Below are 25185 nucleotides of genomic sequence, written 5' to 3' on the forward strand. Positions count from 1 at the left end.
AGGGCGCTGGCGAGCCTGCGGCAGCGGCTACAGCCTGCTTAGTCGGATTTGAGCTGCAGGCGCGAGAGCAGGCCGATCAGCAGCACATTGAAGAGAATCATCAGCAGGCTGCCGAGGATGCCCACCAGGCTGATCACCGACGACGGCAACCAGTCGAACATGCTGAACCCGGTGAGGGACAGCAGGCGCTCGCCGAACCAGAACGTGTCGACCACGATCATCAGGATCAGGATTATTTTCAGGGTTGGAACGGGGTTGCCCATGGTGCCTTCCTTGTCGTGGTGCAGGTTGCAGAAGCCTTGGTGGCGATGGCGATCTTACGGGCGCTTTCGCTGGCAAGCCAGCGCCTGCCAAGCCAGCGCCTACAAAGAGTGGGATCAGGCCTGCAGGTAGCGCAGCACCGATTCGCAGATCATCTCCCGGTGGCGTTGCTTGATGCCTTCATCCGGCAGGTCGATCTGGAAGATCTCGCCAAAGGTGTGGCGGTTCGAGACCCGGTAGAAACAGAACGAGCTGATCAGCAAATGCACATCCAGCGGATCCAGGCCGCCGCGGAACACGCCTTCGCGCGCGCCGCGCTCGAGGATCTCGCCCAGGGCATGGAGAATGGTGTTGTTCATGGCCTTGATCACGCCGGACTGCTTCACGTACTCGGCCTTGTGGATGTTCTCGATGCTGACGATACGCACGAAATCGACGTTGCGGTCGTGGTGATCGAAGGTGAACTCCACCAGCCGGCGAATCGCTTCCTGCGGCGCCAGCTCTGCCAGGTGCAGGCGGCTCTCGGTGCTGCGGATATCGCCGTAGAGCTTCTCCAGCACCTCGACGTACAGCTGCTCCTTGCTGCCGAAGTAGTAATAGATCATGCGCTTGGAGGTATGGATGCGTTCGGCGATCGCATCCACTCGCGCGCCGGACAAGCCCTGCTGGACAAACTCGACAATGGCTTCTTGAAGGATGTTCTCGCGGGTCTTTTCCGGGTTGTTCTTGCGACTCTTGCGCGGTTCGAGAGCAGGCTCATCGGGCGCAATCGAGCGTTCACTGGTCATTGTCATTCTGGGCTCACGGCCATCACTGCACACGCGGGCGATTATGGGCCGCGTCACCCTGCGAAAGAAAGCGCGACGGCGGCCGTTACCGCCGTCGTTAACAATCTTCTACAACTTGGCCTGGCGCACGGCACCGCTGCGTGATTTGGCCATGGCCGCCAGGCGCACCGCGACGTTGGCCGCACCGTAGCCGGCATAGCCGTTCTTGCGCTGGATGATCTCGAAGAAGAAGCGCCCTTCGAAGGGCTCGGTGTAGACGTGAAACAGCTCGCCGCCCTGGGCATCGCGGTCGTAGAGGACGTTGTAGTAGGCCAGTTCGCTGAGAAATTCGTCGTCGAAATCAAAGCGTGCCGCCAGGTCGTCGTAGTAGTTGAGCGGGATGTCCAGCAGCGGCACGCCAGCCTCCTTGGCCCGGCTGACTTCGGCAAAGATGTCTTCGCAATCGAAAGCGATGTGGTGCACCCCGCAACCGCGATAGCTGGACAAAGCATGGGAGATCGCAGTATTGCGGTTTTCCGAGATGTTCAGCGGCAGGCGGATCGAGCTGCAACGGCTGCGCAGGGCGCGGCTTTTCACCAGGCCGTAGGGGTCGGGCAGCACCACTTCGTCGTCGGCCTCGAAGTCCAGCAGGCTCTTGTAGAACAGCACCCAGCTGTCCAGGCTGTCCGCCGGCAGGGCCATGGCCATGTGGTCGATGCGCTTGAGGCCGCCCTTGGCCACCACGCCGCTGTGCATATTGAAATCGGTGTCGTACAGGTGCTGGCCGCCCTGCTGCTGATCCACCAGGTAGATCAGGCTGCCATCGGGCTCGCGCACCGCCGCCAGCTCCAGCTCATTGGGGCCCACCAGGCCGCGATAGGGCTGGCCCTTGTAGGCCACCGCCCGCTCCAGGGCCTTGGCGCTGTCCTTGACCCGGATTGCCGTGGCACACACCGAAGGGCCGTGGGCCTCGAAGAAACTGTGGGCGAAGGAATAGGGCTCGGAGTTGAGGATCAGGTTGATATCCCCTTGGCGCATCAGGCTGACGCTCTTGGAGCGATGCTGCCCGGCCCTGGCGAAACCCAGGCGCTCCAGCCAGCCGCCGAGCTTGGCGCCCAGGGCCTCGTCCACGGCGAACTCGAGAAACTCGGTGCCGCCATAGGCCTGCACCGCAGGCGGCGCGAACAGGGTGTCGATGTTCGCCACCGGCTGGCCTTCCTGCAGCAGGCGCTCGCGGGTCTTCTCTTCCAGGTACAGCAGCGAGCGCAAGCCATCGGCGGCGTTGGCCCGCGGCGGCGCGGCGCGAAAGCCGTCGTTGAAGATCTCCAGGGACAGCGGCCCGGTGTAGCCGCTCTTGATGATCGGCGCCAGAAAGCCTGGCAGATCGAATTCGCCCTGGCCGGGGAAGCAGCGGAAATGCCGGCTCCACTCCAGCACATCCATGGCCAGGATCGGCGCATCGGCCATCTGCACGAAGAAGATCTTGTCCCCCGGAATCTCGGCAATCGCCGCCGGGTCGCCCTTGAGCGACAGGGTGTGGAAGCTGTCCAGCAACACCCCGAGGCTTGGGTGATCGGCGCTGCGCACGATGTCCCAGACCTGTTGATAAGTATTCACGTGACGGCCCCAGGCCAGGGCTTCGTAGCCGATGCGCAGGCCCCGGGCACCGGCACGCTCGGCCAGCAGGTGCAGGTCGTCGATGAGGATCTGCCGGTCCCCCAGGCTGTCCGCCGAGGCGTTGCTGCACACCAGCACCAGGTCGGTGCCCAATTCCTGCATCAGGTCGAACTTGCGCTCGGCGCGCTCCAGGTTGCGCGGCAGACGGTCGCGACGGCAGCCCTCGAAATCCCGGAATGGCTGGAACAGGGTGATGGCAATGCCCAGGTCGGCGCACATCTGCTTGATTTCCCGAGGGCTGCCGTCGTAGTAGAGCAGGTCGTTCTCGAAGATCTCCACGCCGTCGAACCCGGCGGCGGCGATGGCTTCGAGTTTTTCCGGCAGGGTACCGCTCAGGGACACGGTGGCAATGGAACGCTGCATGATTCGACTCCCGGGTAAGGACGGCCAGTCGGGCACAGGGGGACCGCGGCTTTTTATTGGATGTTGCGGATTATTCCACAGGCCTTGTTAAAGTGTACGAACCAGTTAGTTTTGTGTTCGATTATCGAACAAAATACAGATTGGCGAATTGACGATTTTTCAGCCACTGCGCACCATCGATAGCACGTTGAGCCGGCCCCAAACCCCCGGCTTCAATCACCCAGACCCAGAACACACCATAAAAATTTCAAAAATCGGGTACACCCTCATGCTTGCACTCAACGCCCTTCACTGCTGCACATCCCTTTGGCTGATACCGCCAACGGCCTCAACCGGCACCCTGGAATACGCCGCGCTACAGCCCTGAGCTGCAGCCGACCCGATGGCGTTCGCCTGCCCGGCATCTGCCGCAACGACGCGCCGCCCCAGCCGATCAACCCGCAGGTTCCCGGGCTGCCATGCCCCCGCCGACGGTTGATCACGCGCCCTTGAGTTCCGACGAGCCCCGGCTCGCCAGTCACTGAACGGATGGCCCACATGACTCCTTCCCAAAGCTCTCGCATCGCCCCGAGCCTCAGCGTTGCCGGCGGCATCGGCGACAAGATCCGCGGCGCCATGGCGGTCGGCAAGACCCGCTGGGGCATGCTCGCCCTGGTGTTCTTCGCCACCACCCTGAACTACATAGATCGCGCCGCACTGGGCGTGATGCAGCCGATCCTGGCCAAGGAAATGAACTGGACGGCGATGGACTACGCCAACATCAACTTCTGGTTCCAGGTCGGCTACGCCGTGGGCTTCGTGCTCCAGGGCCGCCTGATCGACCGGGTTGGGGTGAAGCGGGTGTTCTTCTTCGCCGTGCTGTTGTGGAGCCTGGCCACCGGCGCCCACGGCCTCGCCACTTCGGCGGCAGGCTTCATGGTCTGCCGGTTCATTCTCGGGCTCACCGAAGCCGCCAACTACCCGGCCTGCGTGAAGACCACGCGGCTGTGGTTCCCGGCCGGCGAACGGGCCGTGGCCACCGGGATCTTCAACGCCGGGACCAACGTCGGCGCAATGTTCACGCCCATGCTGCTGCCGCTGATCCTCCACGCCTGGGGCTGGCAGGCCGCGTTCCTGTGCATGGCCGCGCTGGGTGGCATCTGGCTGCTGTTCTGGGGCCTGAAGTACTTCAACCCTGAAGATCATCCAAGCGTCAAAGCCTCCGAGCTGGCCTACATCCAGCAACAGGTGGAGCCGGAAGAAACCCGCGTACCCTTCAGCCGCATCCTGCGCATGCGCGGCACCTGGGCCTTCGCCCTGGCCTATGCGATGACAGCGCCGGTGTTCTGGTTCTACCTGTACTGGCTGCCACCGTTCCTCAACCAGCAGTACAACCTGGGCATCAACGTGACCCAGATGGGCATCCCGCTGATCATCATCTACCTGACCGCCGACTTCGGCAGCGTCGGCGGCGGCATCCTCTCCTCGTTCCTGATCGGGCGCGGCATGAACCCGATCAAGGCGCGGCTGCTGTCGATGTTCCTGTTCGCCTGCTGCATCATCGGCGTGATCATGGCCGCCGGCACCGCCAACCTGTGGCTGGCCGTGTTCGCCATCTCCCTGGGGATCGGCGCGCACCAGGCCTGGACCGCCAACATCTGGAGCCTGGTGATGGACTACACGCCCAAGCACATGATGAGCACGGTGTTCGGCTTCGGCGGCATGTGCGCGGCCATCGGCGGCATGTTCATGACCCAGATCGTCGGCCACATCCTGACCGTGACCAACAACAACTACACCCTGCTGTTCACCCTGATCCCGGCGATGTACTTCATTGCCCTGACCTGGATGTACTTCATGGCCCCGCGCAAGATTCCCCGCGTAGAAGACTGATGCTCCTTTCACGCAGGCCCACTCCGGGCCTGCGTTTTTTTTATCGGCTCGCCCTCCCCCCTTTTGTTTTTCCAGACTCGGAGATCGTCCCATGACGCTCGGTAACCTGAGCATCCCCCAACGCGCCGTGATCAGCTTCGGCGTGATTGCCCTGCTGGTCCTGCTGCAGGGGCTGTTCGCCCTCAAGCAAGTGGCCGAAGTCCGCGCCACCGGCCAACACACCGAAAACATTTCCCTGCCCAGCACTCGCTACCTGGGAGAAGTGCGCGACTACGTGTTGAGCATCCGCGTGCTGAGCCTGCGCATGGCCCTCAACCGTGAACCGCAAGTGCTGGAAAGCACCATTGCCCGCCTGCATCAGGTACAAGCCTGGCTCGACCAGGCCCTGGCCAGGTTCGCGCCGCTGGTGGGCGATCACAATCGGGTGCCATACGAAGCATTCCTCGCCACGGTCAAGAGCTACCAACAGGCCCTGGCCCAGTACGAAGCCCTGTCCCGGGACAATCGCAGCAGCGAGATGACAGCGCTGCTCAACGGCAAGATCCAGGATTACTCGACCCAGACCGGCGATCAGTTCGCCGAGCTGATGAACCTGACTGCCGAGGAAGTCAGCCAGTCGGCCCAGCATGCAGACGCGCTCTACACCCAAGTAAAAATCACGGTGATCGGCGCCCTGATCGCCGTCGCCCTGCTGACCCTGTGCCTGGCCTGGCTGTTGATTCGCAGCATCGTCGTGCCCATCCGCCAGGCTGTGGACGTGGCCGAGCAAGTGGCCGCCGGCGATCTCGGCCGCCCCATCCACTGCGAGGGCAGCGATGAAACCGCGCGCCTGCTCAAGGCCCTGGCCAGGATGCAGGCCAGCCTGCGTGAAACCCTGCAACTGATCAGCAGCACCTCGACCCAACTGGCCGCCGCCGCGCAACAGATGAGCCAGAGCACCCATCAGGACTCCAGCCGGCTGCAGCAGCAACACAACGAAATCGAGCAAGCAGCCACGGCCGTCAACGAGATGACCGCGGCCGTCGAGGAAGTGGCACGCAACGCAGTGTCCACCTCCGATACCACCCGCCAGTCCACCGCCCAGGCCACCCAGGGGCAAACCCGGGTGACCCAGACCCTGGACGCGATCCAGGCCATGAGCAGCGATGTCGGCATCGCCCTGCAGCAAGTGCAGACCCTGGCCGAGCAGTCACGGGAAATCGGCAAGGTGCTGGACGTGATCCGCGCCATTGCCGAACAGACCAACCTGCTGGCCCTGAACGCCGCCATCGAGGCCGCGCGGGCTGGGGAAGCCGGCCGTGGTTTTGCCGTAGTGGCAGACGAAGTGCGGGCCCTGGCCCATCGCACCCAGCAGTCGACCCAGGAAATCGAACAGATGATCGGCCGGGTCCAGGGCGACACCGACAGCGTGGTGCAGTCCATGCACGGCAACAGTCAGCGGGTGGCCCAGACCCTGTCCATCGCCGAGCAGGCCGGGCTGGCCCTGGGGCAAATCACCCGGGCCATGGAACAGATCCACGAGCGCAACCTGGTGATCGCCAGTGCCTCGGAAGAACAGGCCCAGGTGGCCCGTGAAGTGGACCGCAACCTGCTGAACATCCGCGACCTGTCCCTGGAAAGCGCCGACGCCGCCACCCGCACCAACGCCACCAGCCAGGAGCTGTCGCACCTGGCGGCCGGCCTGCAGAACCTGGTGGTGCGCTTGCGCTTTTGAGCCGTCTCAGCGGTGGCGTTGCTGCCAGGCCGCCGCCAGCCCGCTGAGGCAGATCACGGCGATGCCCACCTGGGTGATCAACGACGGCGCGTGGCCGAACAGCAACCAGCCCAGCAACCCGGCAAAGACAATCTGGCAATAACCGAAGGGCGCCAGCAGCGCCGGCGCCGCATGACGAAAGGCCTGGGTCAGGAACAGATGGGCACTCATGCCGCAGGCGCCCAGCGCCAGCATCAGCAAGCCATGGAGGAACCCGGGGGTCTGCCAGAAGAACGGCACCAGCGCCGTCATCACCAGGGTGTTGCACAGCCCGGCAAAGAAGTTGCTGGTGGTGGGGCTGTCATGCTCGGCCAGCTTGCGTGTGAGCAGTTGATAGAAACAGAAGAACAGCGCCGAACAGAACGGCAGCAACACCGCCGGCGTGAACAGCTCGCCGCCCGGATGCACGATGATCAGCACCCCGACGAAACCGCAGATTACCGCCAGCCACTGGCCCCGGGTCACCTGCTCGCCAAGCAAAGGCACCGACAACGCGGTGACCAGTACCGGCGCGAGAAAGTTGACCGCCGTGGCTTCGGCCAGGGGAATGAACAGCAGCGCCGAGGTGAACAACAGGCTGGTGCTCAGCAAACACAGAGCCCGCAGCAGTTGCAGCAGCGGTCGCTTGCTACATAGTACCCGCAGGCCGGATTGCGGCAGGAAGATCCCGGCCATCAGCAGGGTGTGGATCAGGTAACGGGCCCAGACCACCATGATCACCGGAAAGAATCCCGAGAGGTATTTGGACAGGGCATCGTGGCTGGCGAACAGAAAGGTCGCCAGAACGATCAGCACAATGCCCTTGAAAGGGTGGTTGGTCCCGGAAAGGGGCGTGCTGCGGGTCATGGGCTTTCCTTGGGGCAAGTGTAGAAACGGCTTCGCCGGCCAGCCGGCCCCTACCGGATGTTGGCAGGAGCCGGCAGGCCGGCGAAAGGCCTGCGCGGCTTCAAATCCGAGCCAGCAACTCCCGGGTTCTGTCCAGGGCCATCTGTGCTCGCTGCAAGGCACTCACGCCCTGCTCCAGCAATTGCACCGTAGGAATCTCCAGGCTCAGGGGCAGGTTTTCCGGCAGGCACTTGAGCAGCCCCGCCAGATCGCAATCGCCCTCCCCCGGAAAACGCCGCTCGTTACGGGCCTGGCGCAAGATTTCCTGCATATCGTCCGGCCGCGGCCCGGCCACGTCGCACAACTGGGCATACCGCAACCGCGCCGGAGCCACCTTGGCCAGGTCCTCCAGGCGCGATCCCGAGCGGTCGAAGTGAAAGGCGTCCACCAGCACGCAGCCGTTGCTGCGAGCGGCGTTCTCCACCACGCGCACGGCTTGCTCCAGGTTGCGCGCATCGGTCCAGGGCATGAACTCCAGATGGGGGTGCAAGCCATACTGCGCCGCCAGATCACACAAGGCGGCAAAGTTGTCGGTCATGCGGGTTTCATCCGGATCATTGCCCGCCACCAGCAACTCGCTGGCGGCAAACTCGGCGCCCACTGCCAGCACGCCCTCGAAGTCCTTGATCCGGGTCTGCGGCTTGAGCCGCAGGATTTCCACATCCAGCACCCGCACCCCGGTATCACGCAACCGGGCCAGGGTCTGGCGGCGTAGATCGGCATCCGCCACCAAGGGAAAATGGTGCTCTTGCGGCGTCGCCGGCACCAGCCGCAGGCCAACGTGGCTGTAGCCGGCCTGGGCCGCCACCTCGACCATCTGCGGCGGGGAAAGCTCCAGCACGGTCAGGCTGGCCAGGGAGAAAATCCGCTCACTCATGCGTTCTTCACTCAATCAGGGTTGGGGTGCAGGCACGGCCGGTGGCGGCGGCCTCTCGAATCGCTTCAATCAGCGCCAGGGTGCGCGCGGCATCGGCAGCACTGACCAGAGGCTCGACTTCGCCCCGGGCCACTTGGACAAAGTGCTGCAACTGCAGGCGCAGGGCTTCGCCCGGGTCAAAGGCCTCCTGCTCCATCAGCAGAGGCTCATGCCAGCCGGCCCCGGCTTTGGCGTAGTGCCAGCGCTTGAGTTGGGGAATGCTCAAGGCGCCTGCGGTCCCGGCCAGCAAGTAACAGGGCTGGTCCGGCTGGCGCGGGTACACCGGGTTTTCCCCGGAATCCAGCTCCCAGCTCCAGGGCGCGGCCGCGGCGTCGGAACCGGTCAGGCTGCCCAGGGCGCCGTTGTCGAATTGCAGCAGCACCGCTGCGCAATCCTCGTTGGCGTAGCCGCGCACGCTGTTGCTGGTGATGGCCTGGACCTGGCGCACCTCGCCGCACAGGTGGCGCAGCAGGTCCAGGTCGTGGATCAGGTTGGTCAGCAACATGCCGGCCCCGGCCTCGCGGCGCCAGGGAATGTCGAAATAGTGCTCGGGCTTCTGCAATTGCCAGAGTGCGGTGACGTTGGTCAGGCGCCCCAGGGCGCCGCTGCGCAGCAGTTCATGGGCGCGGGCGATCAATGGGTTGTGCCGTCGATGATGCCCCACCAGCACCGGGACCCCAGTAGTCCGCGTGGCCGCTACCAATTCGCGCACTTCATCCAGATGCACGCCCACCGGTTTTTCCAGCAGCACCGGCACGCCTGCGGCGAGGCAATCCAGGGCGGTGCTGACATGGAGGTTGTTAGGGTTGGCAACGATCACCGCATCCGGGCGGACTTCCCGGAGCAGGGTCTGGTGATCGGCAAAGTGCGGCACCTGCCATTGTGCGGCGACAGCCGCCGCCTGGGGTCCGGGATCGGCCACCGCGCAGAGGCAGGCCTCGGCCAGAGTCTTGAGGTGCTGATAGTGCTGCTGCCCCATATTGCCGACGCCGATCAGGGCGATGCGCAGTGGCGTGCTCAATGGAAGATCCTCTTGTGATTGTTATAGGGACACTGAATTTCAAATATTTAGAACTCAGTTCCACTTTCACACAAGAGGGATAAAAAATACCGTCCGATTATCGAACAGCTTTGTGCCGAGTCGAGGTCTACGTAGCCGCTGCCGCAGGCTGCGAACGGCTGTGATACAGACGCGGCGGTATCAAGGCCACCACCGGCCCTGCGGCAGATCGCCAAGCAAGGCCCTGCGGCGTTATCTCAATTGAACAACTCGGACGCCTGACTGGCGGCCGACAGTTCCTCGACAAACTGCAACAGCAGTGGCGCCAGCTCGTGCAGCCGCGCCAGAGGCAGGCGTGCGCTGGGCCCGGCAACGCTGAGCACGCCCACGACCCGGCCATCAATGGGATGGCGCACCACCGCGGCGATCGCCGAGGTCCCCACGGCGGAGCTTTCTTCGACCCAGGCATAGCCCTGCTCCCGGGCCAGGCGCAGGCGCTCCAGCAGTTCGATGTTCGAGCGCGGAGCGTTGGGCCCCAGGTCCGTCGGGGGCTCGGCCGCCTGGCGCTCCACCAGGGACAGGGCCTCGGCATCACTCAGGGTGGCCAGCCAGGCATGCCCGGAGGCGGTATAGAACAACGGTGCCTCACGGCCCATGTCCGGGTCGTAGCGCAAGCCGGAACGGGCGCCCTGGGACTTGGCGATCCAGGTCTGGCGCTCGCCTTCGATCACGCCCAGGCGCACCAGCTCGCCGGATTCGACCGCCAGGCGGTCCAGTACTGGCTGAACGATATCGGCGCCGCTGGCGGACAGGTAGCGAAAGCCCATGGCTACCAGCCGCGTGGACAGCTGGTAGCGCAGGTTGTCCGGGTTCTGCCGCACATAACCCAGGCGGATCAGCTCCGCCAGCAAGCGGTGGGTGGCGCTTTTGGGAATCTCCAGTTGCTCGGCCAGGGTCTGCAACGGCAGCCCACGGGGATCAGCGGTAAGACGTTCGAGAACACTGAAGACGCGTTCGATTTGACTGCCAGCCATGGTCGGGTCCCGACAAAATTTGGCCGATTCTAGAGACAAGCGGCCGGTTGGGGAACCGGGCGGCGGTGTTCGATTACCGCCCGGAATCGGCGCCGATCGAGTCTTGTACCCGGCACGGCGCCTTGTGGCAGGGTAGCCGAGCTCGTATATTTTTTGGAACCCGCTTCCATAAAACGCAAAATAACGGCTTGCCCGCCGCATCGATTTTCCGGGCATTTTCCGCCCGCCAATGCTGTCCAACCTTCAGCAACACCCCCGCAGCCCGGATCGTCACTCGCCCCTCAACCGGCTGTGCTCTTTTATCCACAGGGAGATTGCCCATGCCTCATACCCTTGACTGCCCCGTCCTCACCCACAGCGGCCTGCACATGCCCAAGCTCGGCCTGGGCACCTGGCCAATGCTCGACCAGGAATGCACCCGCGCCGTGGAACAGGCACTGGAACTGGGTTACCGGCATATCGACACCGCCCAGGCCTACAACAACGAAGAAGCGGTGGGCCAGGCCCTGGCCAACACTCCTGTGCCCCGGGAGCAGATCCACGTCACCACCAAGGTCTGGTGGGACCAGTTGCACCCCACCGCCATGCGCCACTCACTGGAGCGCAGCCTGAAAGCCCTGCAAACCGACTACATCGACCTGTTCCACATTCACTGGCCCACCAGCGACTGGGAACTGGAACGCAGCATCGAAACCCTGGTGTCGTTCAAGGAGCAGGGGCTGGTGAAACACATTGGCGTGGCCAACTTTCCCCTGGCCCTGCTGCGCCGAGTGGTCGAAGGGCTGGGCGCGCCGCTGTCGGCGATCCAGGTGGAGTACCACGTGCTGCTGGGCCAGAGCGGCCTTCTGGACTACGCCCGCGAGCGCGACATGGTGTTGACCGCCTATACCCCGCTGGCGCGCAACAAGGTCTCAGAGGTGGCCGAAATCCAGCAGATCGCCGCCAAGCACGGCGTGCTGCCGACCCAGGTGGCCCTCAAGTGGCTGCTCGACCAGGACAATGTGGCAGCCATCCCCAAGGCCAGCAGCCGGGCCAACCAGCTGGCCAACCTGGAGTCCCTGAAGATCCACCTGGACGATGCAGACCGGGCGCTGATCGCCGCCCTGCCCAAGGACCAGCGTCAGGTCAGCCCGGATTTCGCTCCGGTGTGGGACCACTTCGACCACTGAAACGAAACGCCCCCTGACACCGCAGCGTGGCGTCAGGGGGCGGATTCTCGAGCGCTGGCCATCCCTGGCTTGGCGATGCTTCAGAAATCGAAGAACACTGTCTCGCCTTCACCCTGGATGCGGATATCGAAACGGTAGGCACGCTGGCCATTGACCTCACAGGGATGGGCCAGCAGGGTTTCCCGGCGCTGGGGCTGTTCGATCAGGTTCAGCACCGGGCACTGGGCGTTGGCTTCCGGCTCATCGGCAAAGTACAGCCGGGTGTGCAGGTGGATATTGATCCCCCGGGCAAACAGCGACAGGTTGATGTGCGGCGCCATGGGCACGCCAGCTGCGTTGCTCACCACCCCGGGCTTGACCGTGTTGAGTGTCCATTCCCCGGCATCGAAGGTGGTGGCGGTGCGACCGAAGCAGTTGAACGGTTTCTCCGTATCGAACACCGGGTCGTAGACCCCGGCGTGGTCGGCCTGCCAGAACTCCAGGAATGAATCGCGCACCAGGTGGCCATTGCCATCGTAGACGTGGCCGATCAGCAGGATGCGCTCACCCGGCGCATCGGCCTTGGCCATCTGGTTCCAGATTTCCTCGGGGCGCGGCGGGTTTCCCGCGGCCGCCAGGGCCAGGCCGATATGCACATAGGGGCCGGCCGTTTGCGAGGGGGTTTCAGGCAGCAGTTGAACAGGCATGTCAGGCTCCTCAGCAGTTCTCGAAGTGGGTCTTGCGCTGGCCGCGCAGCACGATGTCGAAGCGGTAGGCCAGGCAATCCATGGGGTTGGCGCCGCCCATGTCCAGGCGCGCGATCAGGCTCTGTACCGCGTCCGGGTTGGCGATGGACTTGACGATCGGGCACAGCGGGATCAGCGGGTCGCCTTCGAAATACAGCTGGGTGATCAGGCGCGTGGCGATCGACGGGCCACTGATGGAGAAATGGATATGCGCCGGGCGCCAGTCATTGGGGCCGTTGCGCCACGGGTAGGGGCCGGGCTTGATGGTGCGGAAACTGTAGTAGCCATCACGGTCGGTGAGGGCCCGGCCGACGCCACCGAAGTTCGGGTCCAGGGGCGCCAGGTAGCGGTCGTTCTTGTGCCGGTAGCGGCCGCCGGCGTTGGCTTGCCACATTTCCACCAGGGTATGGGGAATGGGTTTGCCGTACTGATCGCAGACCCGCCCGGAAACGATGATCCGCTCGCCCACGGGCAAGCCACCGTTGTTGAAGTTGAGCAGCAGGTCGTTGTCGAAACGCCCGGTGCGCAGGTGGGAAAAGTCCGGGCCTGTGGTTTCACTGACCGATTGTGGGATGCCCACCAGCGCCTGGCGCGGGGAGCGAGTGACGGAGGTCTTGTAGTCGGGGGTCAGGGCCTTGGGGTGCCAATTACGGTCGCGAATCACGAAGCGACTGCTGTCTGCATCAGACATGTCGATCTCCTGTTGTTTGATTTATGGAGCGCAGCCGGCGCAGTTTCAAACAAACCAGGAGCGGGGAAAATTGAAATGCCGCCCTCAATCAATAACCAAATGGTTATGGATAACTGCCCTCGCGATAGGCCAGCCCCACTTCCCGGAGCACCTCCACCACCCATTGCGCCGCCAGGGACAAGGGAAGGCTGGCATTGCTGGAAATCCCCACCGAGCCGCCGGGTTCGCGCAGGCCCAGGTCCAGCTCCTGCAACTCGCCATTGGCCAGGTCCAGGCGCACGGCATCCAGCGGCGCGATCCACAGCGCGTCGCTGGACAAGGTGTAGCGCCGGCTCAGGGCCACCGAGAGGGTTTCCAGACGCTGCTGCGACGGGGCAATGCCGCACTGGATGAACAGGCTGTCGGCGTGCTTGCGAATGCTGGTGCCGGCCAGGGGCAGCACCAGGGGATAGGCGCTCACCGCGTCGCGGTCCAGAGGGCCGGTTGCCAGTGGATGCTGCGGGCGGGCCACCAGGGTCATGGATTCGCTGTACAGGTGCTCGAAGCTCAGGCCGTGGATCTCCGGACTCTCGGTCATGCGCCCCACCACCAGGTCCAGGTCGCCGACCCGCAATTGCGACAGCAGGTAAGCACTGGGGCCGGTCAGCACACTCACGGTCAGCGCCGAATGGCGCTGATGCAGGCGCCGCATCACCTCCGGCAGCAGCAGGCTTTCCACCGTGGAAAGCACACCGATGCGCACCAGCCCGGCGGCGTACTCACCGCCGCGCAGGCTGCTGACACCCTCCCGCAGGGCCTGCACCGAAGGCCCGGCATAACGCAGGAAGGCCCGCCCGGCCTCGGTCAGGCTGAGGCCGGCCTTGCTCCTGGCAAACAGCCGGGTCTCCAGCAACGCTTCCAGTTCCTTGAGGGTTTTCGACATCGCCGGCTGGCTCACCGCCAGGACATCGGCCGCCCGGGCCAGGCTGCCCTGGCGGGCCATTTCAAGAAAACACACCAAGTGACGGAATTTGATGCGGGTATCGATGTTCAATAGGGAGCCCCGAATGCGCCTGGACCGGATCGATCCGTAACCGGGCCATGGTAGCGTGCAGAAAAATCCCTGACGACCGGACTGGCGCCGGTTCGAGCCACCAGCAACACTGACCAGCAGAAAAAACGAGGACACCCCCATGCTTTGGAAAAAAGGCCGGCGCAGCGACAACGTCGTGGACGCGCGAGATGACAGCAGCGCCGGCGGTGGCGGTGGCGGTGGCATGCGGTTCGGTGGAGGCAAGGGCTTGAGCCTGACGGCGATCGTACTGATCGTCGGCATCGGCTGGGCCACCGGCCAGGATCCGCTGCAGATCCTCGGGCAACTGCTGGGCCAGCAGAGCGGGCAGACTTCAGCGCCGGCCACCACCCAGGCACGCAAGGCACCACCGGCCAATGACGAACAGGCAGAGTTTGTCCGCGCCATCCTCGGTGACACCGAAGACACCTGGGGCCAGATCTTCCAGCAAGCCGGCCGCCAGTATCAGCCGCCCAAGCTGATCCTGTTCCGGGGCCGGGTCAATTCCGCCTGTGGCGCGGCCACTTCCGCCAGCGGGCCCTTCTACTGCCCCGCCGACCGCCAGGTGTACCTGGACATGGACTTCTTCCGGGAGATGGCCCAGCGCTTTTCCGCCGCCGGCGACTTCGCCCAGGCCTACGTGATTGCCCATGAGGTCGGGCACCACGTGCAGACCCTGCTCGGGGTCTCGGCAAAAATCCAGGCCGCGCGCCAGCAGGGCCAGCAGATGCAAGGCGATGGCGGCCTGCTGGTACGCCAGGAGCTGCAGGCCGACTGCTTTGCCGGGGTCTGGGCCTATCACGCACAGAAGCGCCTGAACTGGCTGGAACCCGGGGATGTGGAAGAAGCCCTGAACGCCGCCAATGCCATCGGTGACGACCGCCTGCAGCAGCAAGGCCAGGGCCGGGTGGTGCCGGACTCCTTCACCCACGGCACCTCGGCGCAGCGAGTGCGCTGGTTCAAGACCGGCTTCAGCCAGGGCCAGGTCAGCCAGTGCGATACCTTCAGCGCCAGGAGCCTGTAGATGCGCCGCTTGCTGGTCCTGCTGCTGTGCCTGGGTGGCTGCGGCGTCCAGGCGGCGGAACAGGGGGTCAAGGTCATCAGCCCGCAACGCCTGCCCCTGGAGGGCGGGCAACTGGCCCTGGGCCTGAGCCAGGATTGGCGCCAGCCGCTGCCGGGCGTAGAGCGGGCCCTGATCATCGTTCACGGCCGGCTGCGCAACGCCCAGACGTATCTGCACAGTGGGCAAAGCGCTGCCGGGCAGGCCGGGCAAAGCACAACAACCCTGGTGATCGCCCCGCAGTTTCTCAACCAGAGCGACATCACCCGCCATCAATTGCCAGACGCGCTACTGCGCTGGAAGGGCAATGGCTGGATGGCCGGCGAGCCTTCAGTGGGCCCGCAGGCCGTCAGCTCCTATGCGGTGCTCGATGCCATCCTCCAGCGCCTGGAAGACCGCAAACGTTTTCCGGCACTCAAGGAAGTGGTGATCGCCGGTCACTCCGGCGGCGCCCAGGTGGTGCAGCGCTATGCGCTGAGCACCGGCAGCCACCCCGAGCTGGAAAAGGCCGGGATCGGCCTGCGCTACGTGATCGCCAATCCGTCGTCCTACGCCTACTTCGACGCATGCCGCCCGGTGGCATTCGAACCGGCCAATTGCCCGGGCTTCAACGACTGGAAGTACGGCCTGAACCGGCTACCGGCCTATGCCGGCGGCCATTCCCCGGCGCAGCTTGAACAGGGCTACGTGACGCGCGACATCACCTACCTGCTGGGCCAGCAGGACACCGATCCCAACCATCCCGCCCTGGACAAGAGCTGCGCCGCCGAGACCCAGGGCGCGTACCGGTTGATTCGCGGGCACAACTACTTCGACTACCTGGTGCGGCGTCATCCGCAAGGCTTGCTGCAACGGCTGGTGGAGGTGCCCGGGGTCGGGCATGACGGTGACCGGATGTTCACCTCGCCCGAGGGGCAGGCGGCAATGTTCAAGTAAAGAAAGGCACTGCCTGGAAAGACGCTTTCGCCGGCAAGGCTCCGACGGGAGCCTTGCCGGCGAACAGAGCCCTCAGGCCGACAGCAGGTCGCGCAACTGCGCACAATCCCGGGCATGCCAGTCGGTCAGCTCCGGCCAGGGGTTGTCCGGCAGGTTGACCAGCACCGTACGGGTCCCGGCGGCCCGCCCGCAGTCCAGGTCGAAGCGGTAGTCCCCCACCATGACCATCCGTGACGGCGAGATATCCCAGGCTTCGGCCAGCTTCAGCAAACCGCCCGGATGGGGCTTGGGCGGTGCTTCGTCGCGGCCCAGCACGTCGGCCTCGGCAAAGCAGTCCGCCAGGCCGATGGCCTCCAGGGTCACATGGGCCAGCTCCCGCGCATTGCGGGTGAGGATGCCCAGGCGATAACCGCGCCCGGCCAGTTCCCGCACCAGTTCCACCGCACCCGGCGCCGGGCGCGAACCCTGGGCCAGGTCGCGCTCGTGTTCCAGCAGCCAGGCATGCTTGGCCGCGGATTCGTCCGCCGGCAAGGCCGCCAGGTGTGTGAGGATGTCATCCTCGGCAGGAATCGACAGCGCCTCGCGGATCGCCGCGAAATCATGCACAGCGATGGTCAGGGTGCCGTCCATGTCGAACACCCAATGTTTTATCTCTGAAAGACTCATGCCCAATCCTTGCGATGGCGGATCAACCCTTCCTGAGTCACCGAGGCCACCAACTGCCCGGCACGGTTGAACACGCTGCCCCGGGAGAAGCCCCGGGAGTTTCCGGCCCAGGGGCTGTCCATGGCATACAGCAGCCAGTCGTCAGCGCGTAGGTCGGCGTGAAACCACAGAGCGTGGTCGAGGCTGGCGACCTGCATGTCCTTCTGCCACACCGACTTGCCGTGGGGCAGCATCGAGGTGGTCAGCAGGCCGAAATCCGAAGCGTAGGCCAGCAGGTACTTGTGCAGCGCCGGACTGTCGGCCAGGGCGCCGTCGGCGCGGAACCAGACGTACTTCACCGGATCCATGGGCTGCGGGTTATAGGGGTCCTTCTCGGTCACCGGGCGCACTTCGATGGGCTTGGGGCACAGCAGTTTCTCGCGCATGTGCTCGGGAATCAGGTGCGCACGCTGGGTGGTGATCTCCAGCTCCGATGGAAGGTTTTCCGGCCCGACCACCTGGGGCATGCTGTTCTGGTGCTCGAAACCCTGTTCGTCGTACTGGAACGAGGCGCTGCAGGTGAAGATCGGATTGCCCTTCTGGATCGCCGTCACTCGCCGGGTGCTGAAGCTGCCACCGTCGCGCACCCGGTCCACCTGGTAGACCACCGGCAGCGCGGCATCCCCGGGGCGCAGGAAATAGCCGTGCATGGAGTGCACATGGCGCGCCTCCTCCACCGTCTGACTGGCCGCGGACAACGACTGGCCGAGCACCTGGCCGCCAAACAGCTGGCGAAAACCGAGGTCCTGGCTGCGACCGCGAAACAGGTTTTCCTCGATGGCTTCCAGGGTCAACAGATCGACCAGATCATCCAGCACATGACTCATTCAGACTCTCCTCACACAGAGCAAAACCGCGCAATCTCGGCTGCGGCGGTCAAATCAATTGGGGTCGCACCTCATCGGCACATTCTAAACGTGCGCGCTTGCTATCCATGCAAGGTTTCCAACCATTGTTCGCGGGTAATGCGGTACAGCACATGCTCGCGCAGCGGGTGATCGCCAGCGAGGTTCGGGTGTTCGAAGTCATCCTCGACGGCGTGATGCATACCAATGGCCTGCATGACCTTCTGCGACGGCAGATTGGTCCGGGTCGTGAACGCCACCACCTCCTCCAGCGCCAGACGATCGAAAGCGCAGCGCAGGGCGGTCCAGGCGGCCTCACTGGCGTAACCCAGGCCCCAGTGCTCGCGGGCCAGGCGCCAGCCGATTTCCACCGCCGGCGTGAAGGGCGCTTCGAAACCCACGACGCCCAGACCGGTAAAACCGATGAACTCACCGCTATCCTTACGCTCCAGGGCCCAGAGTCCGAAGCCATGTTCGGCGAAATGCCCACGCACCCGGCCGATCAGCGCCGCGCTTTCCAGACGGCTCAAGGGCGCCGGAAAGTAGCGCATGACCTGCGGATCGGCACACATCGCCGCAAATGCCGGCAAATCATCGTCGCGCCATTGACGCAGCAGCAGGCGCGCGCTTTCGAGTTGCAGTATCGGCTCCATCAGTGCCCTCCGTTTCCGTGGGTACAAGTCTACATCGCTGGTAGGATCCTTCACGGGTTCCTCTAAGAAAATGCCATGCCATTGCCATTGATCTATCACGACGACTACAGCCCCGAGTTCCCGGCGGAGCACCGCTTCCCCATGGACAAGTTCCGCCTGCTGCGCGATCACCTGGTGGACAGTGGCCTGACCCGCGACGCCGACCTGCTGCGCCCCGAGCTGTGCCCGGCAGAAATCCTCGCCCTGGCCCACGACCCGGCCTATATCGAACGCTACATGAGCGGCGAGTTGCCCCGGGAGGACCAGCGGCGCCTTGGCCTGCCCTGGAGCGAAGCCTTGGCCCGGCGCACGGTGCGTGCGGTCGGCGGCTCCTTGCTGGCCGCCGAACAGGCACTGGAACATGGCCTGGCCTGCCACCTGGCCGGCGGCACCCACCACGCCCACTATGACTACCCGGCGGGGTTCTGCATCTTCAACGACCTGGCGGTGATCAGCCATTACCTGCTGGAAAGCGGGCGCGTGGGCCGGGTGCTGATATTCGACTGCGATGTGCACCAGGGCGATGGCACCGCGCGGATCCTGCAACATACCGCCGACGCGGTGACCGTCTCGTTGCACTGTGAAAAGAACTTCCCCGCGCGCAAGGCCCAGAGCGACTGGGATATCCCGCTGCCCATGGGCATGGGCGACGCCGACTACCTGAACGTGGTGGACGACACGCTCAACTACCTGCTGCCCCTGTACCAGCCGGACCTGGTGTTGTACGACGCTGGGGTCGACGTGCATCAGGACGACGCCCTGGGCTACCTCAAACTCACCGATGCCGGCGTGGCCGAACGCGACGAACGGGTCATGCGCCATTGCCTGGGCCGCGACATCCCGGTGGTCGGCGTGATCGGCGGCGGCTACAGCAAGGACCGCCAGGCCCTGGCCCGGCGCCACGGCATTCTTCACCACAGTGCCCAGAAGGTCTGGGAATCGTCAGGGTGCTACTGACATCCGCAGGCCTTACCCACATCCACTGTGGAACCGCTTGTGGATAAGTTGGGAGAAAGCCTCTGCAGCCCATGTCCCACGGGGCCTCAAGGCCATCGCCTGTTTTTTGATCAGTGACATCAGACGGTCATACAGTTGTGAGCGTCTTACCCCCAATCCCTGTGGAGCCGCCTGTGGATAACCTGCGTGAAACACGCTACAGCTCGCTATCGGCGTGACTTGCAGCGTGGCGCCTGTTTTTTGATCAGGCGCAGCAGGCCTCCGGCGACGCCGTAGCGCTTACCCCCAATCGCTGTGGAGCCGCCTGTGGACAACCTGCGCGAAAGTCACGCCAGCCCACGGGACACAAGGCCCGCAGCCCGCTGCCTAGTTTTTGACCAGGCATCATCGCCCCAGCACGCCCCCTGCACCTCGGGTAGAATGCCCGACCTATTTCCTCAGCCCCGCCTCTGCCATGACTGCATCGCACTCTTCCACGCCCCACCACGTCGCGATTATCGGCGGTGGCCCCGCCGGCCTGATGGCCGCCGAGGTACTGAGCCAGGCCGGGGTTCAGGTCGACCTGTACGACGGCATGCCATCGGTGGGCCGAAAATTCCTCCTGGCCGGGGTCGGTGGCATGAACATCACCCACTCCGAAGCCTATCCGGCCTTCCTTTTCCGCTATGCCGAGCGTGCGCCGCGAATCGCCCCGCTGCTGCGCGAGTTCGGCGCCGAGGCACTCTGCCAATGGATTCATGAGCTGGGTATCCAGACGTTTGTCGGCAGCTCCGGCCGGGTGTTTCCTACCGACATGAAGGCTGCGCCGCTGCTGCGCGCCTGGCTCAAGCGCCTGCGCGATGCCGGAGTCGTTATCCACACTCGGCACCGCTGGCTGGGCTGGAATGCCGACGGCAGCCTGCGCATCCGGCATGCCGAGGGTGAAAGTGCGGTACGGGCGGATGGGGTCCTGCTGGCATTGGGCGGCGGCAGTTGGGCACGACTGGGTTCCGACGGGGCTTGGCTGCCCCTGCTGGAACAGCGCGGTGTGCAGCTTGCGCCCTTGCAACCGAGCAATTGCGGTTTTGAGGTCAGCGCCTGGAGCGAGCTGCTGCGCAGCAAATTCGCCGGCGCGCCGCTGAAGAACGTGGCCATCGGCCTTGATGACGACGCACCACGGCTGGGTGAATGCGTGATCACCGCCAGCGGCATCGAGGGCAGCCTGATCTATGCCTTGGCGGCGCCGATTCGCGAATCCATCAACCGGCACGGGCAGGCGACGATCCATATCGACCTGCTACCGAACAAGCCCCTGGACAAGGTCCAGGCCGCCCTTTCCAAGCCACGCGGCTCGCGGTCCATGGCCAAGCACTTGCAGGGCCAGTTGGGAATCGAGGGGGTAAAGGCGGCGTTGCTGCGGGAGCTGGCCCCGGCAGAGAGCTTCAACGATCCGGCGCTCTTGGCGGCAGCCATCAAGGCCCTGCCCCTGACGCTGATCAAGCCTCGCCCACTGGACGAAGCCATCAGCAGCGCCGGCGGCGTAATGTTTGAAGCCCTGGACGACGACCTGATGCTCCGGCAGTTGCCTGGAGTGTTTTGCGCAGGGGAAATGCTCGACTGGGAAGCGCCGACCGGCGGCTACCTGCTGACCGCCTGCTTTGCCAGCGGGCGCCAGGCGGGGCTGGGGATGCTGAAGTGGTTGCGGCGCCAGCCATAAACAGCTTCGCCGGCAAGTCGGCACCTACGCAAGGGTAGGAGCCGGCTTGCCGGCGAAGGGCCCGGCGCGATGTCAAATCAAGGCTTGCGCTTGCGCGGCCCGGTGTTGAAAGCCGGCACCTTGCGCACCGGCTTCACCGCCGGGGCTTCAGCCACTTCGCCACTGTCCACCCACTTGCCCAGGTTGCGCTTGCCGCCACCGCCGGAGGTTTTCGGTTTCTTGGGCTTCTTCGGCTTTTTCACCACCTGGCCACTGGCGTCGGTTTCCGGCACCCGGTGCTCGGGTTCGAAATCCTGTTCCTCATGGCGCTTGAGGGTCTGGCGGGTGAGCATCTCGATCGCCGAGAGCAGGTTCACCTCGTCGGCGCACACCAGGGAAATCGCCTCGCCGGTGGAACCGGCACGGCCGGTACGCCCGATGCGGTGGATGTAGTCCTCGGCCACGATCGGCAGGTCGAAGTTGACCACCAGCGGCAGGTCTTCGATGTCCAGGCCGCGGGCCGCCACATCGGTGGCCACCAGGATCTGGATCTCACTGGCCTTGAACCGGTCCAGGGCGCGCTGACGCGTGGCCTGGGGCTTGTCACCATGGATGCCGTCGGCGTTCACGCCCTGGCCCTGGAGTTTCTCCACCAGTGCATCCACACCGTTGCGGGTCTTGGCGAACACCAGCACCTGCTTCCAGCGATTCTTGCGCAGCAGGTGGCTGAACAGCTCCGGCTTGCGCTTCTTGTCCACCGGCACCACCCATTGCTTGACCGTGTTGGCAGCCACGTTGCGCGGGCTGACCTCGATGCTCAGCGGATCGTTGAGCATCTGCCCGGCCAGCTGGCGGATGGCGTCGGAGAAGGTGGCGGAGAACAACAGGGTCTGGCGTTTCTTCGGCAGGGCCGCGTAGATGCTCTTGAGCTCTTCGGAGAACCCCAGGTCGAGCATGCGGTCGGCCTCATCCAGCACCAGGGTCTGCAACTGGCTGAACTTCACCGCATTCTGACGGAACAGGTCCAGCAGACGCCCCGGAGTCGCCACCAGCAGGTCCACGCCTTTGCGCAGCTTCATCATTTGCGGGTTGATGCTGACCCCGCCGTACACCGCATAGGTGCGCAGCGGCAGGTGTTCGGCGTACTGGCGCACGCTTTCGTGGACCTGCTCGGCCAGTTCCCGGGTCGGCACCAGGATCAGCGCGCGTACCGAGTTGCTATCGACTTTCGGCCCTTCCAGGGTCAGCAACTGCAACAGCGGCAGAGCGAAACCGGCGGTCTTGCCGGTGCCGGTCTGGGCCGCGGCCATCAGGTCACGCCCGCCCAGCACTGCCGGAATGGCTTGCGCCTGCACCGGGGTCGGGGTCTGGTAGCCGAGGGTTTCGAGGGCGCGCAGCAGGGGTTCGATCAGGCCAAGAGTGGCGAATGTCATGGGGGTACCGTAGGAAAAAGTCAGCACAGGGACGCAATGGGCGGCAGTTTACCCTAATTCAGGGGCTCGCTCCCGGGCCGCCCCAGGCCTGCCAAGCCCGCCCCGGTGAGTGTATGCTCGCCCCACTGTTTGCCACGGGTCGCGTACAAGGGCGGCGCAACACCCGAGCTGGCACTCAACCGCCCCTTTGCCCTTCCCAAGGAGCCTCACCGCGCATGGACAACCAAAACCCCTTCCAGGCCCCTGCCGCCGAACTCCTGGCCAGCAAGCCAACCGATCAGAGCCTGTGCCTCTACAGCGTGGCGGCCATTGGCCTGAGCACCTTCATCGGCACCTCCGTGGCCGGCGCCTATTTCATCAGCCAGAACCTCAAGGCCATGGGCCGCGAGAGCGAAGTGAACAAAGTCTGGGCCATGGGCATCGGCCTTTTCATTGCCATGAGCGTGGCAGGCTTTTTCCTTCCGGAAAGTATCCCTGCGGTGGTGTTCATCCTGCCGCCGATCTACGGGATGAACGCTTACGCACGCCAACTGTTCGGCCCCCAGGTGATAGAGCACAAGGCCGGCAACGGGCGCTTCTTCTCGCTATGGCGAGTGGCGGGAATCAGCCTGCTGTTTTCCCTGGCCCTGGCGGCAGTGTTATTCGCCCTCGTCCTGCTGAGCGGGTTCGAGTAAGGCCCCCTGGCGGCCCTTTCGGCCGCCACAAGCCCCCACCGGGCAGCCTCTTGCGGCCTGGCTCAATGGAGTGAGCGATGCGCAATCTTGTCCTGTACACCTCAATGCTAGTGGGGCTTTGCCTGCCACACGCCTATGCAGCCGAATCCATCGGCTTTCGTGAAATCCAGCTAGGGGATTCCAGCCACAACCGTGAGCTGCATGTCGGCCTCTGGTACCCCACCGAGGACGGGGCAACGCCTGCCAACTCCTCGGAAAATCCGGTTTTCCAGGGGGTGCCGGCGATCAAGGATGCCCACCCCACCTCCCCCGCCCATCCATTGGTGGTGCTGTCCCATGGCTATGGCGGCAACTGGCGCAACCTCAGTTGGCTGGTACCGTCACTGGTCAGCCAGGGCTATATAGTGGCGGCACCTGATCATCCGGGCACCAGCACCTTCGACAAGCGCCCGGTGCAAGCCGCAAGGCTCTGGGAGCGGCCGCGGGACCTGAGCCGGGTCATCGACGCCCTCAGCGCTGACCAGTCCCTGGCAGGCGCGGTCGACCCGCAGCGCATCGCCGCCATCGGCCATTCGCTGGGCGGCTGGACGGTCACCGCATTGGCCGGCGCCCGCTATAGCCCGCAACGCTTCCTTGAGGAATGTCGGCTGCATCCCAACCCGCGTCTGTGCGGGCTGGCTCCGGAACTGGGGATTGCACCGCAAAACCAGGGCTCTCTGGGCACCGACCTGCGGGACCCGCGAGTCAAGGCGGTCGTCTCCCTGGACCCGGGGCTGGTCCGTGGGTTCACCCCGCAAAGCTTGTCAGCGGTGCAGACGCCGACCCTGATCCTGGGAGCAGGAGTCGATATTGCCAGCATGCCGGTGGAGCAGGAGTCGGGCTACCTGGGAACCCACCTGCCGTCGGCCACCTCCAGCCTGCTGGTGATCGCCGATGCCAGCCATTTCAGCTTCATGCAAATCTGCAAGCCAGGCGCCACGGCCCTGCTCCGGGAAGAGAACCCCGAGGATGAAATCATCTGCCGGGACGGCGGCCAGCGCAGCCGCGAAGCGATTCACCAGCAAGCGAGCCAGGTCATCGGCGACTTTCTCCAACGGAGCCTGGCCGGCCTGCCACCGGGACAGTGATCAGGCCGCCTCTTCCTGGGCCGCGGCCTTGGGCTTGCGCCATTGGGGCAGGCCGATCAGCACTACGGCACTGATGATCACCAGCATGGCCATGGCCTCCTCGATGCCAATGGTTTCGCCGACGAAGACGATGCCCAGCAGCACCGCCACCGCCGGGTTGACATAGGCGTAGCTGGTGGCCGCGGCTGGGCGCACGTGCTTGAGCAGGTACATGTAGGCGTTGAAGGCGATGATCGAACCGAAACCGGCCAGGTAGGCCAGGGCCAGCCAGCCTTCCATCGGAGGCAGGGTGTCCAGATGCTCACCGCTCAGGGCACTGCCGATCATCAGCACCACGCCACCGACAAGCATTTCCGCGGCACTGGCCATGGCGCCCTGGGGCAGCGGCAGATGCTTGCTCCACACCGAGCCGAAAGCCCAGGCCGCCGCAGCGAACAGCAGCAAGGCGGCGCCCATCGGGCTCGACTGCAGGTTGGACCCCAGGTTGAGCATGCCGATGCCAATCATCCCGAGGATGATCCCGGCCCACTCCAGGCGCGTGTTGCGTGCACCCCAGAAATACCCGCAGAGCAAGGTGAACAAAGGCACCGTGGCCACCGCCAGCGCCGCGACGCCGGAGGTCACCCCGGAGTGTTCGGCCAGCGTTACCGCGCCATTGCCACAGCTCAACAGCAGCACACCGATGATCCCTGCGGCCTTCCATTGCGCCCAGGTCGGCGCCGGTACTCCGCGCCAGCGCAGAAAGGCGTACATCAGGCTACCGGCGATGATGAAGCGAATGCCGCCGAGCATCAGTGGCGGCCAGTATTCGACACCGATGCGAATCACCAGGTACGTCGAGCCCCAGATTACATAGAGGGCAAAAAAGGCGGCGATCAATGGCAGCGGAAAACGGCTTTGGCCAGGCATGGGAGGCG

Annotated in this window: 24 protein-coding genes and 1 pseudogene; 10 read left to right on the top strand and 15 right to left on the bottom strand. The window is 64.6% G+C overall.

The features are described 5' to 3' along the window. Window positions 1-38: 38 nt before the first annotated feature. From AC1RCO_RS24270 to quiC, 3 genes are all read right to left on the bottom strand, one after another. Window positions 39-263, bottom strand: coding sequence for a hypothetical protein (locus AC1RCO_RS24270; protein ID WP_015637127.1), 225 nt, complete (start codon window positions 261-263; stop codon window positions 39-41). Window positions 264-377: 114 nt separating this feature from the next. Continuing rightward, window positions 378-1055 (bottom strand): TetR/AcrR family transcriptional regulator, encoded by a 678-nt coding sequence (locus AC1RCO_RS24275; RefSeq protein ID WP_011063606.1) that lies wholly within the window; start codon window positions 1053-1055, stop codon window positions 378-380. 102 nt (window positions 1056-1157) lie between these two features. Next, complete coding sequence (gene quiC, locus AC1RCO_RS24280) at window positions 1158-3068, bottom strand: 3-dehydroshikimate dehydratase QuiC (protein ID WP_492618118.1); 1911 nt, start codon at window positions 3066-3068, stop codon at window positions 1158-1160. A gap of 537 nt (window positions 3069-3605) precedes the next feature. Between quiC and AC1RCO_RS24285 the strand changes: the two genes are divergently transcribed. From AC1RCO_RS24285 to AC1RCO_RS24295, 3 genes and pseudogenes are all read left to right on the top strand, one after another. After that, a complete protein-coding gene (locus AC1RCO_RS24285; RefSeq protein ID WP_011063608.1) occupies window positions 3606-4940 on the top strand; it encodes an MFS transporter in 1335 nt (444 codons plus the stop codon). Window positions 4941-5031: 91 nt separating this feature from the next. Next, a pseudogene (locus AC1RCO_RS24290) lies at window positions 5032-5799 on the top strand (MCP four helix bundle domain-containing protein); the annotation flags it as partial. Between the two features lie 66 nt (window positions 5800-5865). Next, on the top strand, window positions 5866-6654 hold the full coding sequence (locus AC1RCO_RS24295) for a methyl-accepting chemotaxis protein (protein ID WP_401402786.1): 789 nt from the start codon (window positions 5866-5868) through the stop codon (window positions 6652-6654). Window positions 6655-6660: 6 nt separating this feature from the next. Here the strand turns inward: AC1RCO_RS24295 and AC1RCO_RS24300 are convergent, their stop codons facing one another. The 4 genes from AC1RCO_RS24300 to AC1RCO_RS24315 all read right to left on the bottom strand — a co-directional run bounded on the left by AC1RCO_RS24300 (window position 6661) and on the right by AC1RCO_RS24315 (window position 10528). Beyond that, the gene (locus tag AC1RCO_RS24300) at window positions 6661-7539 is read right to left on the bottom strand and encodes a DMT family transporter (RefSeq protein ID WP_492618119.1); all 879 of its coding nucleotides are present in this window, start codon (window positions 7537-7539) and stop codon (window positions 6661-6663) included. A 100-nt stretch (window positions 7540-7639) separates the two neighbouring features. After that, entirely contained in the window at window positions 7640-8455 is an 816-nt protein-coding gene (locus tag AC1RCO_RS24305; RefSeq protein WP_492618120.1) for a sugar phosphate isomerase/epimerase family protein, read from the bottom strand. Window positions 8456-8462: 7 nt separating this feature from the next. Continuing rightward, entirely contained in the window at window positions 8463-9515 is a 1053-nt protein-coding gene (locus tag AC1RCO_RS24310; RefSeq protein ID WP_492618121.1) for a Gfo/Idh/MocA family protein, read from the bottom strand. Window positions 9516-9751: 236 nt separating this feature from the next. After that, the gene (locus AC1RCO_RS24315) at window positions 9752-10528 is read right to left on the bottom strand and encodes an IclR family transcriptional regulator (RefSeq protein ID WP_492618122.1); all 777 of its coding nucleotides are present in this window, start codon (window positions 10526-10528) and stop codon (window positions 9752-9754) included. Window positions 10529-10848: 320 nt separating this feature from the next. Here AC1RCO_RS24315 and AC1RCO_RS24320 point away from each other — a divergent pair, with 320 nt between their 5' ends. Further along, entirely contained in the window at window positions 10849-11697 is an 849-nt protein-coding gene (locus tag AC1RCO_RS24320) for an aldo/keto reductase (protein ID WP_220223317.1), read from the top strand. Between the two features lie 80 nt (window positions 11698-11777). Here AC1RCO_RS24320 and pcaG read toward each other — a convergent pair whose 3' ends face one another. The 3 genes from pcaG to pcaQ form a co-directional block, all read right to left on the bottom strand. Next, entirely contained in the window at window positions 11778-12383 is a 606-nt protein-coding gene (pcaG, locus tag AC1RCO_RS24325; protein ID WP_011063615.1) for a protocatechuate 3,4-dioxygenase subunit alpha, read from the bottom strand. Between the two features lie 10 nt (window positions 12384-12393). Then, a complete protein-coding gene (gene pcaH, locus AC1RCO_RS24330; protein ID WP_492618123.1) occupies window positions 12394-13113 on the bottom strand; it encodes a protocatechuate 3,4-dioxygenase subunit beta in 720 nt (239 codons plus the stop codon). Between the two features lie 103 nt (window positions 13114-13216). Next, entirely contained in the window at window positions 13217-14146 is a 930-nt protein-coding gene (gene pcaQ / locus AC1RCO_RS24335) for a pca operon transcription factor PcaQ (protein WP_492618124.1), read from the bottom strand. A gap of 139 nt (window positions 14147-14285) precedes the next feature. Between pcaQ and ypfJ the strand changes: the two genes are divergently transcribed. Next, the gene (gene ypfJ / locus AC1RCO_RS24340) at window positions 14286-15188 is read left to right on the top strand and encodes a KPN_02809 family neutral zinc metallopeptidase (RefSeq protein WP_492618125.1); all 903 of its coding nucleotides are present in this window, start codon (window positions 14286-14288) and stop codon (window positions 15186-15188) included. Then, window positions 15189-16160, top strand: a complete 972-nt coding sequence (locus tag AC1RCO_RS24345; protein WP_492618126.1) for an alpha/beta hydrolase — start codon at window positions 15189-15191, stop codon at window positions 16158-16160. Window positions 16161-16232: 72 nt separating this feature from the next. Here the strand turns inward: AC1RCO_RS24345 and AC1RCO_RS24350 are convergent, their stop codons facing one another. From AC1RCO_RS24350 to AC1RCO_RS24360, 3 genes are all read right to left on the bottom strand, one after another. Next, on the bottom strand, window positions 16233-16826 hold the full coding sequence (locus AC1RCO_RS24350) for an HAD family hydrolase (protein WP_015637140.1): 594 nt from the start codon (window positions 16824-16826) through the stop codon (window positions 16233-16235). Next, window positions 16823-17692, bottom strand: coding sequence for an acyl-CoA thioesterase II (gene tesB / locus AC1RCO_RS24355; protein ID WP_011063621.1), 870 nt, complete (start codon window positions 17690-17692; stop codon window positions 16823-16825). Before tesB ends, AC1RCO_RS24350 begins: the two co-directional genes overlap by 4 nt. Window positions 17693-17793: 101 nt before the next feature. Further along, window positions 17794-18363, bottom strand: a complete 570-nt coding sequence (locus AC1RCO_RS24360; RefSeq protein WP_011063622.1) for a GNAT family N-acetyltransferase — start codon at window positions 18361-18363, stop codon at window positions 17794-17796. A gap of 75 nt (window positions 18364-18438) precedes the next feature. Between AC1RCO_RS24360 and AC1RCO_RS24365 the strand changes: the two genes are divergently transcribed. Both AC1RCO_RS24365 and AC1RCO_RS24370 read left to right on the top strand, forming a co-directional pair. Next, the gene (locus AC1RCO_RS24365; protein WP_125062942.1) at window positions 18439-19359 is read left to right on the top strand and encodes a histone deacetylase family protein; all 921 of its coding nucleotides are present in this window, start codon (window positions 18439-18441) and stop codon (window positions 19357-19359) included. 454 nt (window positions 19360-19813) lie between these two features. Beyond that, complete coding sequence (locus AC1RCO_RS24370) at window positions 19814-21055, top strand: TIGR03862 family flavoprotein (RefSeq protein WP_492618127.1); 1242 nt, start codon at window positions 19814-19816, stop codon at window positions 21053-21055. Window positions 21056-21132: 77 nt separating this feature from the next. Here the strand turns inward: AC1RCO_RS24370 and rhlE1 are convergent, their stop codons facing one another. Beyond that, window positions 21133-22467 carry an RNA helicase RhlE1 gene (gene rhlE1 / locus AC1RCO_RS24375; RefSeq protein ID WP_011063626.1) on the bottom strand — a complete coding sequence of 445 codons (1335 nt, stop codon included), beginning with the start codon at window positions 22465-22467 and terminating at the stop codon, window positions 21133-21135. Between the two features lie 215 nt (window positions 22468-22682). Between rhlE1 and AC1RCO_RS24380 the strand changes: the two genes are divergently transcribed. Both AC1RCO_RS24380 and AC1RCO_RS24385 read left to right on the top strand, forming a co-directional pair. Then, window positions 22683-23141 carry a hypothetical protein gene (locus AC1RCO_RS24380; RefSeq protein WP_041119988.1) on the top strand — a complete coding sequence of 153 codons (459 nt, stop codon included), beginning with the start codon at window positions 22683-22685 and terminating at the stop codon, window positions 23139-23141. Window positions 23142-23218: 77 nt separating this feature from the next. Continuing rightward, window positions 23219-24268: an alpha/beta hydrolase family protein gene (locus AC1RCO_RS24385; RefSeq protein WP_492618128.1), complete on the top strand. Its 1050-nt coding sequence runs from the start codon at window positions 23219-23221 to the stop codon at window positions 24266-24268. Here the strand turns inward: AC1RCO_RS24385 and yedA are convergent, their stop codons facing one another. Continuing rightward, entirely contained in the window at window positions 24269-25177 is a 909-nt protein-coding gene (gene yedA / locus AC1RCO_RS24390) for a drug/metabolite exporter YedA (RefSeq protein WP_220223324.1), read from the bottom strand. Between the last annotated feature and the right edge of the window lie 8 nt (window positions 25178-25185).

Source organism: Pseudomonas sp. GW823-FHT03E05, assembly GCF_058796855.1.

Coding starts and splice junctions, on each gene's coding strand:
- tesB (WP_011063621.1), bottom strand. CDS start 17,692: ATGAGTCATGTGCTGGATGATCTGGTCGATCTGTTGACCCTGGAAGCC.
- AC1RCO_RS24295 (WP_401402786.1), top strand. CDS start 5,866: ATGAGCCAGAGCACCCATCAGGACTCCAGCCGGCTGCAGCAGCAACAC.
- AC1RCO_RS24300 (WP_492618119.1), bottom strand. CDS start 7,539: ATGACCCGCAGCACGCCCCTTTCCGGGACCAACCACCCTTTCAAGGGC.
- AC1RCO_RS24305 (WP_492618120.1), bottom strand. CDS start 8,455: ATGAGTGAGCGGATTTTCTCCCTGGCCAGCCTGACCGTGCTGGAGCTT.
- AC1RCO_RS24270 (WP_015637127.1), bottom strand. CDS start 263: ATGGGCAACCCCGTTCCAACCCTGAAAATAATCCTGATCCTGATGATC.
- AC1RCO_RS24370 (WP_492618127.1), top strand. CDS start 19,814: ATGACTGCATCGCACTCTTCCACGCCCCACCACGTCGCGATTATCGGC.
- AC1RCO_RS24360 (WP_011063622.1), bottom strand. CDS start 18,363: ATGGAGCCGATACTGCAACTCGAAAGCGCGCGCCTGCTGCTGCGTCAA.
- ypfJ (WP_492618125.1), top strand. CDS start 14,286: ATGCTTTGGAAAAAAGGCCGGCGCAGCGACAACGTCGTGGACGCGCGA.
- quiC (WP_492618118.1), bottom strand. CDS start 3,068: ATGCAGCGTTCCATTGCCACCGTGTCCCTGAGCGGTACCCTGCCGGAA.
- AC1RCO_RS24315 (WP_492618122.1), bottom strand. CDS start 10,528: ATGGCTGGCAGTCAAATCGAACGCGTCTTCAGTGTTCTCGAACGTCTT.
- AC1RCO_RS24365 (WP_125062942.1), top strand. CDS start 18,439: ATGCCATTGCCATTGATCTATCACGACGACTACAGCCCCGAGTTCCCG.
- AC1RCO_RS24350 (WP_015637140.1), bottom strand. CDS start 16,826: ATGAGTCTTTCAGAGATAAAACATTGGGTGTTCGACATGGACGGCACC.
- yedA (WP_220223324.1), bottom strand. CDS start 25,177: ATGCCTGGCCAAAGCCGTTTTCCGCTGCCATTGATCGCCGCCTTTTTT.
- AC1RCO_RS24345 (WP_492618126.1), top strand. CDS start 15,189: ATGCGCCGCTTGCTGGTCCTGCTGCTGTGCCTGGGTGGCTGCGGCGTC.
- AC1RCO_RS24275 (WP_011063606.1), bottom strand. CDS start 1,055: ATGACAATGACCAGTGAACGCTCGATTGCGCCCGATGAGCCTGCTCTC.
- AC1RCO_RS24385 (WP_492618128.1), top strand. CDS start 23,219: ATGCGCAATCTTGTCCTGTACACCTCAATGCTAGTGGGGCTTTGCCTG.
- rhlE1 (WP_011063626.1), bottom strand. CDS start 22,467: ATGACATTCGCCACTCTTGGCCTGATCGAACCCCTGCTGCGCGCCCTC.
- AC1RCO_RS24285 (WP_011063608.1), top strand. CDS start 3,606: ATGACTCCTTCCCAAAGCTCTCGCATCGCCCCGAGCCTCAGCGTTGCC.
- pcaH (WP_492618123.1), bottom strand. CDS start 13,113: ATGTCTGATGCAGACAGCAGTCGCTTCGTGATTCGCGACCGTAATTGG.
- AC1RCO_RS24320 (WP_220223317.1), top strand. CDS start 10,849: ATGCCTCATACCCTTGACTGCCCCGTCCTCACCCACAGCGGCCTGCAC.
- pcaG (WP_011063615.1), bottom strand. CDS start 12,383: ATGCCTGTTCAACTGCTGCCTGAAACCCCCTCGCAAACGGCCGGCCCC.
- AC1RCO_RS24380 (WP_041119988.1), top strand. CDS start 22,683: ATGGACAACCAAAACCCCTTCCAGGCCCCTGCCGCCGAACTCCTGGCC.